This window comes from Hyphomicrobium sp. MC1 (genome assembly GCF_000253295.1).
Lineage (GTDB): Bacteria > Pseudomonadota > Alphaproteobacteria > Rhizobiales > Hyphomicrobiaceae > Hyphomicrobium_B.
The window spans coordinates 2,879,932-2,897,561 of sequence record NC_015717.1 but is presented as its reverse complement, the minus strand read 5'-3'; the positions used below and the strand labels follow the sequence as shown (position 1 = coordinate 2,897,561).

Annotated in this window: 14 protein-coding genes and 1 pseudogene; 8 read left to right on the top strand and 7 right to left on the bottom strand. The window is 56.6% G+C overall.

Annotated elements, in window-relative coordinates; all coding sequences use genetic code 11:
• Window positions 1-66: 66 nt before the first annotated feature.
• Window positions 67-549 (bottom strand): MSMEG_0572/Sll0783 family nitrogen starvation response protein, encoded by a 483-nt coding sequence (locus HYPMC_RS14070; RefSeq protein ID WP_013948649.1) that lies wholly within the window; start codon window positions 547-549, stop codon window positions 67-69.
• Between the two features lie 283 nt (window positions 550-832).
• On the opposite strand from HYPMC_RS14070, the gene HYPMC_RS14065 reads away from it, so the two are divergent.
• The 5 genes from HYPMC_RS14065 (at window position 833) to HYPMC_RS23285 (ending at window position 7,679) form a co-directional block, all read left to right on the top strand.
• Window positions 833-2,203: a PLP-dependent aminotransferase family protein gene (locus HYPMC_RS14065; protein ID WP_013948648.1), complete on the top strand. Its 1,371-nt coding sequence runs from the start codon at window positions 833-835 to the stop codon at window positions 2,201-2,203.
• Between the two features lie 434 nt (window positions 2,204-2,637).
• Window positions 2,638-3,174, top strand: coding sequence for a hypothetical protein (locus tag HYPMC_RS14060; protein WP_013948647.1), 537 nt, complete (start codon window positions 2,638-2,640; stop codon window positions 3,172-3,174).
• 60 nt (window positions 3,175-3,234) lie between these two features.
• Window positions 3,235-3,972, top strand: a complete 738-nt coding sequence (locus HYPMC_RS14055; RefSeq protein ID WP_013948646.1) for a molecular chaperone — start codon at window positions 3,235-3,237, stop codon at window positions 3,970-3,972.
• A 105-nt stretch (window positions 3,973-4,077) separates the two neighbouring features.
• A complete protein-coding gene (locus tag HYPMC_RS14050; protein ID WP_155831356.1) occupies window positions 4,078-6,663 on the top strand; it encodes a fimbria/pilus outer membrane usher protein in 2,586 nt (861 codons plus the stop codon).
• 182 nt (window positions 6,664-6,845) lie between these two features.
• A complete protein-coding gene (locus HYPMC_RS23285) occupies window positions 6,846-7,679 on the top strand; it encodes a hypothetical protein (protein WP_244420893.1) in 834 nt (277 codons plus the stop codon).
• A gap of 174 nt (window positions 7,680-7,853) precedes the next feature.
• Here the strand turns inward: HYPMC_RS23285 and HYPMC_RS23750 are convergent.
• Window positions 7,854-8,064 (bottom strand): annotated as a pseudogene (locus HYPMC_RS23750) (integrase core domain-containing protein); the annotation flags it as partial.
• 466 nt (window positions 8,065-8,530) lie between these two features.
• Between HYPMC_RS23750 and HYPMC_RS14035 the strand changes: the two are divergent.
• Window positions 8,531-10,273, top strand: coding sequence for a carboxylesterase/lipase family protein (locus HYPMC_RS14035; protein WP_013948641.1), 1,743 nt, complete (start codon window positions 8,531-8,533; stop codon window positions 10,271-10,273).
• Between the two features lie 96 nt (window positions 10,274-10,369).
• Here HYPMC_RS14035 and HYPMC_RS14030 read toward each other — a convergent pair whose 3' ends face one another.
• Window positions 10,370-11,533, bottom strand: coding sequence for an alpha/beta fold hydrolase (locus HYPMC_RS14030; protein ID WP_013948640.1), 1,164 nt, complete (start codon window positions 11,531-11,533; stop codon window positions 10,370-10,372).
• A 345-nt stretch (window positions 11,534-11,878) separates the two neighbouring features.
• Complete coding sequence (locus HYPMC_RS14025) at window positions 11,879-12,895, bottom strand: helix-turn-helix domain-containing protein (protein ID WP_013948639.1); 1,017 nt, start codon at window positions 12,893-12,895, stop codon at window positions 11,879-11,881.
• 602 nt (window positions 12,896-13,497) lie between these two features.
• Between HYPMC_RS14025 and HYPMC_RS14020 the strand changes: the two genes are divergently transcribed.
• Window positions 13,498-15,156: a carboxylesterase/lipase family protein gene (locus tag HYPMC_RS14020; RefSeq protein WP_244420892.1), complete on the top strand. Its 1,659-nt coding sequence runs from the start codon at window positions 13,498-13,500 to the stop codon at window positions 15,154-15,156.
• Window positions 15,157-15,192: 36 nt separating this feature from the next.
• Here the strand turns inward: HYPMC_RS14020 and HYPMC_RS14015 are convergent, their stop codons facing one another.
• On the bottom strand, window positions 15,193-15,375 hold the full coding sequence (locus tag HYPMC_RS14015) for a hypothetical protein (protein WP_013948636.1): 183 nt from the start codon (window positions 15,373-15,375) through the stop codon (window positions 15,193-15,195).
• A gap of 737 nt (window positions 15,376-16,112) precedes the next feature.
• Here HYPMC_RS14015 and HYPMC_RS14005 point away from each other — a divergent pair.
• Window positions 16,113-16,517: a hypothetical protein gene (locus HYPMC_RS14005; RefSeq protein ID WP_013948634.1), complete on the top strand. Its 405-nt coding sequence runs from the start codon at window positions 16,113-16,115 to the stop codon at window positions 16,515-16,517.
• A gap of 3 nt (window positions 16,518-16,520) precedes the next feature.
• Here HYPMC_RS14005 and HYPMC_RS14000 read toward each other — a convergent pair whose 3' ends face one another.
• Entirely contained in the window at window positions 16,521-17,081 is a 561-nt protein-coding gene (locus HYPMC_RS14000; RefSeq protein WP_013948633.1) for a hypothetical protein, read from the bottom strand.
• Window position 17,082: 1 nt separating this feature from the next.
• A complete protein-coding gene (gene gspM / locus HYPMC_RS13995; RefSeq protein WP_256380084.1) occupies window positions 17,083-17,619 on the bottom strand; it encodes a type II secretion system protein GspM in 537 nt (178 codons plus the stop codon).
• Between the last annotated feature and the right edge of the window lie 11 nt (window positions 17,620-17,630).

The following is a 17,630-nucleotide window of genomic DNA, read 5'->3' as shown; positions in this document are numbered from 1 at the left end:
TCTCCTTCTACGCAAGCGTGTTGCCGGTTGGAGCCGGACCGGCTCGTGCGCGGTCCGGCTCGGGGATCAGACGGTCCAGGTGTCGAGGATGACGGCGTTGGCCTTCTTGTGCAGAAGGACGCAATCGAGAACGTCCTGCGGTGCGATGGGACGAATGCCGGGGAGTAGCGACGGCTCGCCGTGGCCATAGAGCGCCTGAAGCGCGAAGCGACAGGCGTAGACCTTGCCGCCTTCCTTCATGAACTTGTTGAGGTTGGCGGCGAAGTTCTGGTGGCCCGGAAAAGCTTCATCACCGAGGGTTGGGAAGCCGCGCTGTATGCCAAGCGTGACACCCGGCCCGTAGAGCAGGATCGACGTCTCGTAGCCTTTCCGGTTGAGGCGGATGGCATTCAAGATGTTGACCAGACCGATCGAGCCTTCGAAGGCCACGGTGTGGAACGTCACCAGGGCTTTCTCGCCGGGCGAGGCTTTGACATCCTCGAAGACCTTCTCCTCGTAGTCGACGAAGTAGTCGCCGGCCTTATGGGCTTCCTGGGTCACTTGCGGCATTGCAGGCCTCCTTGTTGCGCCAACATGATTGAATGTTCTGTCGATAATATGCATACATTTGGCGGTCAATAAGACAATCAATTATCCATACAATAAAGTCGCGTAATTTTCTCTTTTGTCGATTTTTTGGGCATAATGGTGGGATTTTTGCTTGAAATTCCGGCGAAAGGAGCGCTTCAATTTCCAATATTTGCATGGCCTACATGCATACAATATTGCATCCATACAATCTGCTTCAATTTCCGTGCGGCATCACTTAATGGTTCGGTTGAGGAGAACGCAGATGGCGACCTGGAGACCGACGCTCACCGACAGCGGCAAACCGCGATACCTGGCGATTGCCGACGCCGTGGAAGAGGACATCCGTAACGGCACCCTCGCGCCGGGGGATCGCCTGCCGCCGCAACGCAAGCTCGCCGAATGGCTTGGAATCGATTTCACGACGGTTTCGCGGGCCTACACGGAGGCGCAGTCGCGCGGGCTGATCGATAGCCATGTCGGACGCGGCACGTTCGTTCTCGGCACGGATGCGGGCGATGTCGGCCCTGATCCCGCGAGATCGAGCCAGGAAGATCTGGCAATGAACATGCCGCCGGAGCCGACCGACGCCGCACTTCTCGCCAAGATGCGCGAAGGGCTCGAGTACGTCTCGGCCAACCTCATTCCGCTCCTTCGGTATCAGTCCGCGATTGGCGGCGAGAAAGACAAGATCGCTGCCTCGACTTGGCTATCGCTAAGGGGCATGGTGCCGAAACTCGACCGCGTGGCGGTGACGCCCGGCGCTCACGCGACGATGACTGCGATCCTGGCGACGATCACCAATCCCGGCGACATCGTTTTATGCGAGCGCATCACGTATCCCGGCATCCGCGCGATCGCCGGCCGCCTGCGTGTGAAGCTCGTTGGAGTCGAGATGGACGGTCAGGGCATTCTGCCTGATGCCATCGAGAAGGCCGTCAAAGCATTTGGCGCGAAGGCGCTCTACCTCAATCCTACTTTGCAGAACCCGACAACGATAACGGTGCCGACCGAGCGCCGCTTGGAAATATCGCAGGTGCTACGCAAGCATGGATTGCCGCTGATCGAGGATGACGCCTATGGATTCATGCCGACAAAGGCGCCTGCACCGCTTGCGGTCTCGGCGCCGGAGCTCAGTTGGTATATCGGCGGACTGGCAAAATGCATCGGCGCGGGTTTGCGTCTTGCCTATACGGTTGTGCCGTCGGCAAAGGACGCTTATGCGCTCGCCGAAGCCTTGAAGGCCGTCTCCGTGATGCCGTCTCCGCTCGGAATGGTGTTGGCGACACGCTGGATCGAAGATGGTACCGCGGATCGCATCCGCCGGTTCATCCGCGCCGAAACGGCGGCTCGTCAACAGCTCGCATCAGAAGTGCTAAAAGATTTCGACTACGTCTCCGCCGAGAATGCCTTTAACGTCTGGCTTCGTTTGCCGGAAGGTGCTGGACGCGCCGATATCATTGCTCGCATGGCTGGGCGGCATATCGGCATCATTCCGTCCGATGCATTCACCGTTGGCGGTTCGCCGAGCGAGCATGTCCGTGTCTGCCTTGGAGGCTCGATCGGCCGTGAGGCGCTCAGATCGGGACTTCTCTTCATGTCACACACGCTCACGCAGAACGCCTATTCCGGATAGACGTCTCGTCGAAATCAGCTCAGGCCGAGCGTGTCACCTTGCAAAGTGCGAAACTGCTCGCACCGGGGCGTAGCTAGCGTCAACTGTCCGAGCGTTGTTCGGAGATGAGGTCCTTCATCCTGGACCGTCGCTATTCGGTGGAGCGCAGCAGCTATGAGATATTTTCGCTAGCCCGTTCTCATCGGCGAGTGAGCAGGCTGCGGCTGAAATTGCGCGGACGCTCCTCGCCGCCACATTACCGGTGGCGCGCTGCTGATCCAGTAGCGACGTGCGCGATAGCCAGTCGGTCACCCGAAACCAGAGCATTTGGTTCTGAGCGCCAAGCGGTAGGGGCGACTTTAAAGCTCGTCGAACAAGTTAACCCATCGTTAATCGTTCAATCGCACCTTCTAATGGTAATCGAATCGTATTTTTATACATTTCAAGGTGACAAAATGCTCACCATCCGGTTTTGGGCCATCGTCGTTGCAGCGATGGCCGCTGCAAGCCCTGTCTTTTCCCAGGCCGCGCAACAGCAAATCGAAATTACGGCGACAGTCAATAAGGCTTGCACGATCAACGGAGCTTCGACCGGCACTCTCGATACCGCCACGATACCGATTGATGCGTCTGGCAATGTGGTCACGGGAGCGATCACGCCAGCTAACGCGCCCTACGCGAATGTTATCTGCAACGCTCCTTCAACGATCCAGCTGACGTCTCAAAATGGTGGCGTAAAAAATACTGCGACCCCGCCTTCCGGCTACACCAACATTATCGACTATCAAGCGTCAGCGACATGGAACAGCGCGACGGCGACCATCGACACAGCTACAATTCCGACGGCCAACGGAACGGAATCTGGAACGGCACAACCCGTGTCGGCGGGATCCGGCTCCCTCCAAGTGACCATTAATCCAGAAGCCAATTCATCCTCGCTCGTTGGCGGAACATACTCAGACCTCTTGACGGTACTTTTGACACCTCAATAAGCGCATTCCAGTCGCGTCACTTCAGTAAAAAAATCGAACGACAATGATAGGGCGCACTCAATGCGATTTCCCGGCCGGCGCTTCGCTGCCTATCTTTTCTTTCTATTCTGCGGGGTCCCGCCGTCATTAGCGATGACGGTCACACCGATGCAGATTGAAATGTCGTCGACCGGACGGCTGAGCCGCGGCGTGATTACCGTCGTCAACGACAGCGAAGTTCCGCTTCCCGTCGAGATCGTCATCAAAAGAGCAAACCTCGATCCACGTGGCGTGCCGCACCTTTCCAACGCGGGTGACGAGTTTCTTGTAATGCCCCCGCAAGCGCTGATCCCTCCCGGCGCCACGCAAAATTTTCGTCTTCAATGGCTAGGAGAGCCACTGCTCGAAAAAAGCGAGAGTTTCTTTTTCTACGTCAATCAAATTCCAATCAAACTCTCGGGGAGCCGCCACGACGTCCAACTGGTTTTCAGCGTTGGAGTCATGGTGAACGTCGCTCCCCCGCGAGGCCAACCCGCGCTGAATGTCGTCGGCAACAGCATCGTAACCGACAAAGGCGGCCGACATTATCCCGCCATCACCGTGGAAAACCCGACGAACGTCCATGCATTATTTCCGCAATCCGTTGTCCAAGTATCGAGTGGGAGTTGGTCTGAGACAATATCGAGCGGTGAACTCGCGCAGTTCATAGGTATCGGCTTGGTACAGCCTGGCCATCGGCGACGCTTCGTATTGCCCGTTCCTCTGCCACCAGGCGCGACCTCAGTGCAGTGCCGGCTTCAATTCGATCCTCGACGCTAGGCATGCGCAGTGTCTGCGACACCCCCATTCTCGCGAAGTATCGGCAAGAGACAAAGGATATTTCAGTACGTATCGCTGCTGCCCCTGCAGATTACCCTGGTAGTGATGCTGAGTAGTACGTTCGCCGTGAGCGCCACGCCCGCAGGCGCCATAGAATACGCGAAGCCCATCTCTTCTCTCCTGAACTCGACAGGAAAAGCCATTGATATGGAGGTGCCGCTCACGACCAATGGAAAAGAACTGGGCGACATCGCGATACGAATTAATCCGGATGACACGCTGCTGATCAACCGCTCCGCGATAATGTCGATGCTGGCGAGTCTGCTCGACGGGAAATCCCGCGAAGATTTGTCTGCCATTCCATCCAAGGGGTACTTTATCGCACTGACCGACGTGGAAGCAGCTGGGTTTGACATTCGTTTTGATCGCCCCTTGCAAGAACTGCAGTTCAAACCGCGCGTCGCGCAGTTGGCCACGACCGATATCTCTTTGGGGAAACAGCGTCGCGCGCCATTGAGCTCGACACTTGCCGAGCCGGCTCGCACGTCGGGCTACGTGAACCTCTATGCGAGCCTCGACCATCAGTGGGAGACGAGCTATCCGGCGCATGAGGGCGCCGATACAAGCGGCAGGCTAGAAATGAACTCTGCCGTACGAATTGGTCAGTTCGTGTTCGAGAATAGCGGCGTGCTGACGGGAACCGTCGATGTCAACGTCTGCCCGACGCAGGCTATCTGCACCTATCAGCATACCCCCGGCTTCAAGCGCCAAATGTCCCGCTTGGTTTATGATATGCCTGCCGAGCGAATTCGCTCCGAGCTTGGCGATGTCGAACCGCTCGGCATCGGGTTTCAGCAGTCTCCAGAGCTTCTCGGCTTCTCGTTTGAGAAATCCAGTCGCAAGCTGACGCCAGGGGATACGCTGGAACCAGCAGGAGGTGGCTCTTTCACAATCAATCAGCCCTCCAAAGTCGAGATAATCGTCAACGGAATCGTTCAACAACAGCTCCGCCTGGACCCAGGAAGGTACAATCTCCGCGATCTTCAATTGGCAACGGGTGCGAACAATATCGATGTCGTCATCACCAACGACGCAGGCTTGCAACGAACCGTACGATTTACCGCATTCTTCGACGCCAACCTGCTGGCTCGCGGAAAAAGCGAATGGGGCCTCACAGGAGGGCTACCATCATACTTGCGCGACGAAAGCCGGGATTACCTTCCCGACCTTTACATGGCCAGTGGCTATTTTCGTTATGGCATCTACGACGCAGTGACTGCTGAGGGCGACATTCAGGCAAACAAATACGTCGCGATGGCTGGAACAGGCGCTTTGGTCGATACCGGCATCGGCCTTGTAAATCTGCGCACCGCGATGTCGGCAGGACAGCCAGGAATAGGCGCAGCATTCGGGTTGGACTGGAGCGTCGTAAACTTTGCGGGCCTACTTGCTGCGAGCGGTGAAAGCTTTCGCTTCTCGAGCGAGTACCGCAGTCCTCATTTTCATTCTCCCGGCGACATCAACACAGCGGACACCGGCATTCTCTTTCCCGAATGGAATTATTGGCTGAACCTCAGCGCGACGTGGTCAGCTCCCGTCAGCAACGAGACGACCATGGCGCTCTCCGCGCGCTACCAGTTCGTCAACAACGCAGAATTCGGCCAATCGATCTATGATTGGAGCACTGATCGGTATGGCGCCGACGTGACGTTCTCCCGTCCACTGACCCGGTCGCTTTCGGGCAGCTTGACCGTCGGTGTTTCCAACGAAACTTTCTTGGCTACTCTCGACCGCGTGCGCGATCCCAGCCCCGAGTTCCGCATCGGCGTCCGTCTATTTGATAGGCCCGACGATTTTACAAGTGTTACTGCTGGCTACGACTCGATTGATACACAGACTGATGTTTCGGCTTATCGCAGCCAGGGCAACGGCCTCGGTCGCTGGGACACGAGCGTGTACGTTCAGCATAGCGACTACAACGCCCAGGCGTCTGTGAGCGCGAGCGCGGGTTACTATGGGAACCGTGGTCAGGTCAGGATCATTCAGAATTCCGGCTTTGAGGGCATTTCGTACTCGAACTTCGCCGTCGAGCCGGGACCAGAGAGAACATCTTTACAAGTAGGTACGGCGATCGCCTTCGCAGACGGTAAGATCGCTATCGGAGCTCCTATAACGGGAGATGCGTTCGCGATTGTCTATCCTCATCCGTCAATAGAGAACAATGACATCACCATTGGCGATAATGAGAATATAAAGGCGATTGCCGACGGATGGGGACCGGCATTGGTAACGTCGCTGCCGGCTTATGCGCCTTATACCATTCCCGTGGACGCCGATGATTTGCCGCCGGGATACAGCCTCGGTGCCGCGGCCTTCGATACATATGCTCCGTTCAAAGCCGGTTACGCCCTTGAAGTTGGCTCCGACTACTCCGTGTCGGCTTATGGAACGCTCGCTTTGGCGAACGGAGAGCCGGTTTCGCTGGTGAGCGGTGTCGCGCGATCGGTCAACCACCCCGAGAAAACCGTAACGATTTTTACGAATGCGGCCGGACGTTTCGGTGCCGACGGTTTGGCGCCCGGAGGCTGGCTTATCGAAATGCAAACTGACGGAACTCCGACAACGTTTGTCCTTGACGTCCCAGCGGGAACGAAGGGCCTGTTCAAAGCAGGAACGCTCCATCCAAAATGAAAATCAAAGCGACATCCCGTCCGGCACTTCTAGGCTTCGCTATAGCGGTTGCCTGCGCATGTGGATCGCAACAAGCTCAGGCGGTCTGCGCAATTCTTTCCTCTTCTGTCAGCCCTCTGAGTATCAGCACGGGAACGTATTCCCCGCCGAATGCGCCAAGTCCGCAATCTCTCACAATCACTGTGAGCGGCACATATCTCGCAGCACTGGGAGACCTCGCCGGCGGCTGCGCGATCGCCGTCGCCTTCAACCGCTCTTCTTTGCCCGCATCAATGGCGCTCACGTCCGGCGGTTCGGCTTCGATGCCATATACGCTGCAGTCGGCGTCCTCCGGCGGCAATAGCCTGCTTTACACCGGCAGTGGGCTTCCGGCCCAGTCAAACTCACTGCTTTTGAATTTTCCCGCGTCAACCTTGAGCATCGCCTCTTTTTCCGTCTCAGGAACAGTGTGGGCGCTCGCACAACCGATCGATCCTCAGCAGGCTGGCAGTTATCTTGACAATCTGACGGTCCGAGTCTTCTCAAGCACCCTTGCTGGAATTCTGCAAGGACAAGTGTCGAGCCAAACATTCACCGTCACAGGGCAAGTCGCCAAGTCCTGCACCATCGGCGGCCTGTTTCACCCCGCTGCAGACACCGCCACGATTCCGGTAACGGCAGGCGGACAAGTGGTGACAGCAGTGATCAACAAGTCCTACGCCAATGCTGTCTGCAATACACCGTCGTCACTGCAGCTCACCTCACAGAATGGCGGCGTGACGACAGCGAGCACGGCAGCAGGTCTCCAGAATTTCATAAACTACAGCGCGTCGGCGAGCTTCTCGGGTGCCTCCGCATCCGTCGATACCGCTACTAATCCGGCGACTGGCGTGCAAGAGTCGGGTAGTCCAGCGTCCACCTCCGGGAGCCTCCCATCAGGGACGCTGTCAGTGTCCATTGTTCCCCAGCTCAACAGCAAAACACTGGTGGCGGGGCCCTATGCTGACACGCTCACGATCACGATCTCACCTCAGTAGCGCTCACACGCATGAAATGGTCCGCGCCGAAAAGCACTATGGCGGTCGCCGGTCAAACGGGTGTGTCGTCATGGCTGGACACGCGATTGGCTCAAGGTGAAGACGAAAGTCTGGCACGGAGCGAACCGCGATCAGTTCGACATGATGGTTCGGGGAGGTCGGCCTGAGTTATTGCTAGCGGCGCTTGATGTCATCACGTTGTTTGAGGATACGGCTCCTCGTCCGAAGTAGACGTCGGTCGGGGTGAGGTTGTCCAGGCTTTCGTGGTAGCGGCGTGATTGTAGTGATCGACGAAGCCGGCGATGGCGCGTTCGAGGTCACCGGGAAGATAGTAGTTTTCGAGCAGGATGCGGCTTTTCAACGAGAGGCGCCGGCGCTCGATTTTCGGGACGTCGTACTTATAATACCAGTTTTGGGAACCGGAGCGACGAAGGAATATTTGGCCATATCCGACATGCTCGATTTGTAGCAACAAATCGTAGCAGTCGAGTAAAGAAAGCCCTTGTTTCTCAATGGCTTCTATAAAATCAATGGCTTAGCTCGAATTGGCGCCTCGTAGGGGCGGGGTGTAACAAATTGATTTCAAACGATAATACCGACTGCTACTGCTCTATTCAGTAGCAGGCTTCGGATGCAAATGCCAGGCTTTGTGAGGGCAGTCGATGAGGGGTTTCCACCTCTTGGCTCAGTGAGCCAGTTCCTTATGTCCAACTCCAGTCATTTTAATGCACGGATTCCAACGGCCGTTCGCTAGCCGCCAAGAGCGGCAGGCATGTTTGTGCTCCATTGGGAGTCGACTGCGCGCACCCGGCTGATAGCCGACGGCGCTCCATTGGAATGCTGAGGAAAGCATGAATAAGCATCGCGCAAAGATGAAGCACGCCTACGGCAAGTTCCTCGGCATTCTGCTTGGCGGTATCATATGCTCAGGGTTTGCACCGCTGACCTCGAAGGCCGACGTCCACGCGAAAGGCAACAACAGCGCGGGCTCGGGGCCCATTGTCAGCACCGTCGACGGACGCCTGCGTGGTCTCGTCCGAAACGGCATCGATATTTTTCTGGGCGTTCCCTATGCAGCGCCTCCCGTTGGGAACTTGCGATGGCAGCCGCCGCAGCCCGTCAAGCGATGGCAGGAGGTGCGCGACGCGACCCAATACGCGCCGATCTGCTCGCAGGTGACAGAGCTTGGAGCGTTTGCCGGCCCCTCTAGCACGAGTGAAGACTGCCTCTATTTGAACGTGTTTACCGCCGGAGCGGCCAAGAACGGCAAAAAGAGACCGGTTTTGGTGTGGATCCACGGTGGGGCGAATGTCGACGGCGCCTCGAACGACTACGACGCGAGCAAACTTGCGAGCGGGGGACCCAATGGGGTGCCGACAGTCGTCGTCACGCTAAATTATCGCCTGGGACTGTTTGGATTCTTTTCCCATCCTGCAATCGATTCAGAGGGCCACCTCTCTGGTAACTACGGCATTCTCGATCAGCAGGCTGTGCTCCGCTGGGTTCAGCGCAACATCGCGGCTTTCGGCGGCGATCCCGACCGAGTAGCGCTGGGAGGACAGTCAGCCGGCGCGGTGGATACCGCCGCCAATATGATTTCTCCTTACGGCAACGGCCTTTTTAATCGCGCAATCTTGCAAAGTTCGCCGGGATTTCTCGCGAGCAATTTCGTGACAAGGGACGTGGCAGAAGGCCACGGCGTTAGCTTCGCGAAGGCGGCAGGCTGCTCCGTTAGCTCGAACTTGAAAACTGCCAAATGTCTTCGAGATCTCTCGGCTGCTCGCATTCTACAATTGCAAGGAACGACGAACGCGGACGGGCGCTACGGCAGCGGCATGCTATCCATCGACGGCAACATAATTCCCCGCACACCCGATCAAGCTTTCAATACGGGAAGCTTCAACAAGATGCCCATAATGGGCGGCGGAACTCGCGATGAACTGACCTTCATCACGGGCATCACCCAGTATTTTTCGGGGCCGCCGCAGACGCCGATGACAGCGGCTCAATATTCAGCCGCTGTTGCAGCCGGCGCGCCGTGCACATTCTGCGTAGGCGGAGCCATTCCGGCGGGAACCGCCGCTCGATATCCGCTCTCCAATTACAACGGCGATCCGATGCTTGCCTATGCGCGGGTCACCACCGATTCCGTTCGGTGCCAGGAAGTAAATGTTTTAGAACGCCTCGCCTCCCAGGTCCCGAGCTACGCCTATGATTTCACGTACCAGGACGCCCCATATTATTTTCCCAAGATGCCAGGCTTCAAGCCGCTGGCGGCCCATACGATCGACATCCAATTCGTCTTCGACAAGTGGCATGGCGGCCAACTCGGCGTAAATCTCGATCAAACGACGGGTCAGCCGCGAGATCTCAATCAGCAGGAAGAAAATCTATCGGACCAAATGGTGGCGGCTTGGACAAACTTTGCGAGCACGGGAAATCCGAACGGCACGGGAAATACGCCATGGCCCAAGCTCGCGACGGGAAACACCGGCAAATATTTGCTCGAAGACGTCCCTCTGTCGACGCAATCCGTCGCGCAATTCCGGGCGCATTATCAATGTGATTTCTGGAACGCGATCTCAGGCAACTGACTCCTTCATTTCCTTTCTCGGCTGAGGGGCCGCGCAAACTCCAGATAAAAGGGGCAGTCGCGAGATCGCGCGCCCGCCCCAATTGACATCTTCAGCTCACCAGCAAGCGCTGACGTGATGAGGGCCGCAGTTGCACGGGAAGTGCTTATCCCGTTCCACGTTCCGGACGATCCACGTTTCCAGGATGTCGGCGAGTTCAAGATTGTTGTTGTCCATCATCATCATGTGGCTGTTGCCCTTGATGCCCAGATCCGGCAAGAGGACGAACTGCGCATTTCCGCCCGCCTGTTTGAACGACGCGACGGTGGCTTGGCATCCCTGCCGCCGTGCATCGCCGTTCGCCCCGACCGCGCCGACGCTGTGGTCTCCCCAGAACGATAGAAACGGAACCTTTGAATAGGCCTGCTTGATGTCTGCATCGGTCACCGGCGTGCAGCCGCCTTCGACTGAAATCAGACCCTTGACCAAGTTGGGTCGTTGCACGACGGCGCCGAGACCCAGGGTGCCGGATTGCGAATGCACGATGATGATCGCCGGTCCAATCTTGTCCAAGAGCATTGCAAGATCATTCGTGGTGTTGTCCGTGCCACCTTCCAGCGTTACTTCAGTGTTGGGTACAAGCTGAGACTGATATTGATCCATCGCTTGCAGCGGAAATCGCTCGTCGGGCCATGGCTGGCCATATGCCGGGCCGAACAGAAAATTCACCCAGGCACCCTCACGCGGGTAGAGCTGGAATCCAGCCGGCGGCAAGGCCGCGAGATTTTGCAGCACGATCGCCTGATTGACTGAGGTAGGATTAAAGCTCGACCGACCTCTGCCGGCTTGATCGACGACGTACACAGGATAGCCGTGGCGAACGAAATACGTCGCCCATCCTTCACGGCCATCGGGAGTCGTTTCGTACGTATTCCCGGTGTGATTGGACCCGTGCACCATGATAATTGGGAGCTTCTTGGAGATCGTTGCCGGGATTCGGTAATGGACGAACATTTGATTGATCACGTACGTTCCTGGCGCGTTCAGTCCGGTAGGCGTCGTGCTCGGGAAGTCGCTATGGGCTTGCTGTCCGCCGATAAAAAATGTGCCCTCGTCGCGCAATGTCATCGGGCTAGGCAGCGTATAATGCGGTTTGCCTTGATTGGTCTTGTCATGCCCATTGACCAAGGGAGATGCAGAGATCCCGGTGAAGCTCAAGAGGGCGGAGCACAATGAGATGGCTCCCACGGGGAAAAGTTTGTTGAGACGCTTGTTTGTCATCGGTTACGCTCCGGATTGGCTACGTGGTCATTTTGCGCAATCGAGCGGGAGCGTCTTGGTATGCGGTGAACTTATCTAGGCCGCGGGTGTACTTGCACGTAAGTGTCAGTGCGATCCATGAGCAGCACGTATTATCAACGTAGACGGAACAAGTTTCAGTTTGAAAAGGCGCCGAGAAATTATCTTTGCTGGCCCCAACGAGAGAATAGCGCTGCCGCTAGTACCATCAGCAGATAGCGCGGGCATTAATGAGTAAATAAGGGCTCGCAGGCGTCATTGAGGCGGGAGCAAGGTTGTCACCTGCAAGAGGTAGATGATTTATATCCGGTTCTATCACCTGCGAAACTATTCCTTCGAATAGGAAGGAAGTGGCAAGGCCTCGACATCAAGCGCATTCCCCGGTGTGCATCCAAACTGCTTCTTGAAGGCACGATGGAAAGTTGAAAGATCGTTGAAGCCCCAACGGTAAGCCAACGACGAGATGGACGGCCGCCGTCCTGAGCTGACCTGCAGATCCCACCGGATGCGTTTCAAACGTTCCGACGTTACGTGCGTGCCGAATGTGGAGCCGAATTGGCCAAAGAGCTTATGCACGTATCGAATTGAGATGCCGAATTGCTGGGCCACTTTGAGCGGCGACAGGTCGGGATCAGAGAGATTATGATCGATGTAGTCAAGGAGCTTCTTGAGGAAATAATTCTTCGATCCCACTTCCTTGACGTTAGTTTCGAACAGTCCCATCGAAATCGGAAGCAAGGCGATACAAGCTTTCAAGAGGCCGTCCAGTTCCTCCACCGGAGAGCTGCACAAAGATTGCGCCAACATGGTCAAGCAGGCCGATAGGGGCGCACCGAGCTTCTCGGATGAGATCAGAACGTTGGAAAACGGCCTACCGCCGATACTCTCGAGACGTGAGAATTCTTGCATGGGAACAACCAAGGCGAGGTTGTCACAAGGAACTTCAGGCTTTTCCGTGAGAATTACTGCGGAAAAGCTTTCGTAAAGGACGAGATCACCGCGTTTGGCTATCTTTGTCTCGCCACCTTGATCGACTTTTAGCTCGCCTGAGATGATAAGATTCGCGTGGACGCAATCGATTGGCGAATTTGCAATGTTGGATTTGGTTTTCGTCGCAACAATCGGACTCATTCGTACTCGGCCGACGGCACCATGGCTCAGCGTGACGCTTTCGACCCGGCCTACAAAATCGCGACCCGAGTACTCCGGCGTCCAGGGCATAAAAGCGCTGCAGATGGTTTCACGAAAGTGCGTGAAGGCCTCTGCCCGAACTCCGTATTGGCTATCCCAAACCTGAAGTCGATCGTCGGTACGCGGGAACGCCGATTCAAGCTCGCTCGACATTTTTCCTCCCTGAGCGGTTCTTGCGCCGCTTCGTCGATGCACATCCTGCATAGCCGAACTCGGGGTCGACACATATGGCAGAGAGTGAACTCGCGAAAAAAAGTGTCGGCGCAAGGCCTGCATTTAGCGGGATTTTTCTCGTATTCGAGCAAAAATGAAAACATCTTCGCAGATGCGAGAGCGCTAACGAGGTAGGACCGCTGTTGCGAACGCCCAATGAACAGTCACACTATTGAAGACGTGATCCAACGGTCATTGTGGATATTGCCGGAGCTCCAATGATCTGTTGCCGGCACGACGAGCAATGATCGGATCCGGCATTCCGTACTCATCGCAGAATGCACTTACTGACAAGCAAGTTCGCGATTCGCACAAACGCTGTGCGCCGAGCGCTTCGAGCAGTTCGCTCTTCGCGACGAAGCAAATTTCCGACGACCGCATAGTTGCCCCGGACCTCGGCAGATGTGCCGGGGCTCCTAACGACCGCTCACTGATGGTCGGTCCTACAGAGGAGGAAAACTATGCGACCACTCTATCCGCCATCTCGCCAACGTGCACCTCTTCGAAGTGCCGTTACAATAAGCACCTTGATAGCGCTTGGAATGTCAGGCTCACCCGCGCTGGCGGCTCAGGACAATGCAAATAAGAACAATGGCCCAACCGTTACGCTTACGGACGGCCAGGTTCGCGGCACGTCGAGCAACGGCGTCAATAAGTTCCTCGGCATACCCTATGCCGCGCCGCCTGTCGGCAAGCTGCGCTGGCAGCCGCCGCAGGCCGTCAAGAAATGGAAGGGCGTGCTCGACGGAACGAAGTTTGCCAACACCTGCCCTCAGGTCACCGAACTTGGTGCCTTCGCCGGTCCTACGAGCACCAATGAAGATTGTCTCTACTTGAACGTCTTCACAACAGGCAGCGCCAAGAAAAAGGGCGTCATCGTCTGGATCCACGGCGGCGGCAACGTCGACGGCGAGTCCAACGACTATGATGCGACGAAGCTCGCGCAGGGCGGACCCGATGGTCATGAGACCGTCGTCGTGACATTGAACTATCGCATGGGGTTGTTCGGATATCTCTCGCATCCTGCCCTCAATGGCGAAGGCCATCTGTGGGGCAACTACGGCATCATGGATATCCAGCAGGTTCTCCGCTGGGTCCAGCGCAACATTGCGGCCTTCGGTGGCGATCCAAATCGCGTCGCAGTCGGTGGCCAATCTGCTGGTGCCACGGATACCGGTGCCAATGTTCTCTCACCGATGAGCGCGGGCCTCTTCAGCCGCGCAATTTATGAAAGCGGCCCACTGCCGACATTGCCGTCCGCTGCCACCGCTCTGACGAACGGTCAGAATTTCGCGACAGCAGCAGGTTGTTCGGGATCAGGCAAGCAGGCCTCAACCTGCCTTCGCAATTTGACGCCCGAACGCATATTGCAACTGCAGGGAACGCCGAACGCCAACGGTCCCTACATCACCGGTCCGTTTGTAGACGGCTCTGTAATTCCCATCACGCCGGAAAAGGCGTGGACTACAGGGCAGTTCAACAAGATGCCGGCAATGGGCGGACGGGTCCACGATGAAGGCAACTTCAACATTGGCATCACCGAGTATTTCTCGGGTCAGCCCTTCCAGCCGATGACGGCGGACCAGTACACCGCGGCCATTCAGAAGATGTATGGCGGCAACGCCGGCCCCGGAGGTGCACCGCCGGCATACCCGTCGGGAACCGCCGACCGCGTTCTTGCTCAGTATCCGTTGTCGGCCTACGGCAACGATCCGATGAAGGCCTACGATCGTGTGACGACCGATACGCAGAAGTGTCAGGCTGACCACGTCCTGCACCTCTGGGCTCCGCAGATTGCATCCTATGCCTATGATTTCACGTATCTGGATGCACCGTACTACTTCCCGAAGATGCCGAACTTCAAACCGGCTGCGGCGCACACCATCGACATCCAGTTCCTCTTCAACAATTGGCATGGTGGGCAACTCGGCGTGAACCTCGACCAGACCACCGGTCAGCCACGCGACCTTAATAACCAGGAAACCGGCCTCTCCGATCAGCTGGTGGCGGCATGGACGAACTTCGCGTGGTCCGGCAATCCTAACGGAAACGGCAATTCTCCGTGGCCTAAGTATGGTGCCGGCAACAACGCCAAGTACCTTGTCGAAGGCATCCCGCTGTCAACGAGCAACCGCTCCGATTATCGCACCACCTATAAATGCGACTTCTGGGATACGGTTCTTCTCTATCCGTTGCAGTAACGGCAATACGTGGGGTCGTCCGGAAGGACGACCTCGCTAATTCATCGAGGAATCTCGCGCATCGAGGTCAGCGAGAGCTTCCTCGATTTGTCCCTTTAGCGTCATCAACGCACGGAGGATGGCCAGGAGCGTGTCGCGATCGAGCAACCCGAAGCCATTACAAGTCGATTCTTCAATAGCTTTGGAAAATGCGATAATCAAACGCGGGTCTTCATTCATCTTCAGACATCTATTCAGTTGAAAACAATTTTCAAATAACGAAGCGTGTCAGCATATCCGTCGGTTTGTGCCGTTGTGGCCAGTGACCATCATACGCAAACATAATGCACCCAATTCCCAACCAGTGCACGCAACGCCACTTTCCGCAGGTGGACAGTTCAGGGCTTAGCCTCCATCCTCCCGAACAAATTACAACTGGCGCTTTGGCGAGTAGGCGCGCCGGGCGGGGGAAAGTGATCTTTTGAGCTTTAAGTTCCGCGCTGCAGGGTGTGCGCGATGGTCGGCACCTTGTCGTGCTGCCGACTGAAATACGTGCGCCGTTATCGGTATGGCCCGTCTTGGGACTTTTTCCCGAAAGGATATGTCTCTTGCGAACGAAACTGATAAAGGACCTTCTGGCCCTTGTTTGCAGCCTATCGGTCGTGTTTGTGGCTCTTCCTGTTGAGGCAATGAGCCCGCCCGGATCCCGTCTTATGCAGCAAAAGGCGCCTTACGTGCAGTGGACTCACGGCTTTCACTGCCGTCCGATGTTTGGATGGGATGCGCGGCTCGGAATCTATCACCGCCATACACATCCCGGCATTTGCGCCAATTATAAGCGATGCCTGAAAGTGATGTATCGCTGCGATCTCCTGCGCGGGAAAGGATGGGAGCCCTGGTCCTACGAGCGCTGGGGCTTCGATAATTGGCGGTACGACAAATGCATGCTAAACGCAGGATGCTACTGAGCCGATGCCATGAACCGGATCGCCGCATCGATTTTGGGCATCACCGCCTTGTTTTGGATCGTCGGAGCGAAAGCCGAGGCGGCCGGGGCTTCCGTCGAAGAAAATTCTTCTCCCGGCACATTTAAAGTGACGCTCGACAACGCGAGCGTCGCCGATGTCCTTCATGCCTTACACGACAAGTACGGCGTCGAAGTGCAAGGCCTCGACGATCTGACAGATACGGATCCGGTATCTGCTGAGTATAGCGGAAAGCTGCCCGACATCCTCAGTCGCTTGCTCCGCAACCAGAATTTTTCCATCGTGCGATCCAACAGCCGTCCGACTGGCATACTGAAAGTGTTCATCGCCACTTCGAAGGCGTCCGTTGGAAAGGGTGCGTCAGAAGCCACAACGCCGAAAAGTTCCGGAGATTGAGCTTCACGGGCAATTTCCGGATGATTCTGTACATCCCTGCTTGAACTGAATGACCTGCGCGGGATCGCTTTCGTGCACGAGAGTTACCGCCGTTCGATCAACCGAGTCGACCTTCCACCCTCCAAGCGTATCTCCGACCTCGACGTGAAGGTTCGCACCATTCGAAACGCTGCGAAGGACGGCGACCGTCTTCTTCGCATTGAGGATCACTCCAATGAACGTATAGTTGGGAGGCGCTTTTGGCGCGGCCGCCTGAGCCTTAGCGACTTCGGGAGGGGGGCGACGTCGCGATGGCGCGAAAAGCGGTCGCTCCACCCAGTTCGAAAGGCTGTTCTTGTCGACCGCTACCAGCGGGTTTCCAAGGGCAGGGGGAGAAAGCTTGTCGGCCGTCGCCGGCCGTTCAAGAGCTGGGAGACGCTCATCCGTAGTGGAGCGGACAGCATCAGGTGAAGCCGGCGACCCATTGCTCCATAGTGAGCTGATGAAATCTCGATTATCCAGCCACACGAGGCTCGCTAACGCAAGACAGACGAGGGCAAGCAGGTGCGGCCGATATTTTCCCATCTCAAGACGCCCCCGCCTGCGAGGCAAAGCCGCTGACCTGAAGCGTGACGTCGAGCGGACCGATGTAATGCAGATCGAGGGGCTTAAAGTCCTGCCGAATGGTTTTCACGGTAATATCGTCGATGAAAATGAGAGGCGTACCGGTTTCGAGATTGTGAATGATATCGCGCAATCCATCGATGCCGACGTTGATAGAGACGCTGACCGATATCTGCACCAAATTGCCGTCGTCCTTGGGCGGTAGGATTTGGATGCTGGATGCAGTACCGCCATTGGACGTCACCATGGCGTTTAGAAGGCTCTGCAAGTTGGCGCCGGCAACACCCGTTTTATCCCCCTCCAGCAGCAGGCTCTTCTCCTGACCGAGAGAAGCCAAGTCCATGTGCTCCTTCTTCAGATCGTTTTCATGGGCGACTTTTGCCCTGAGCTCCGGCAGCTGCGCCTGCATTTGGGCGATCTCACGGTCGAGCTCAGAGATCTTGAAATAAGGCAGCGCGGCGATGCCTGCCAACATCAATAGCGCCGCGACAAGAATCACGATCGCCCAAT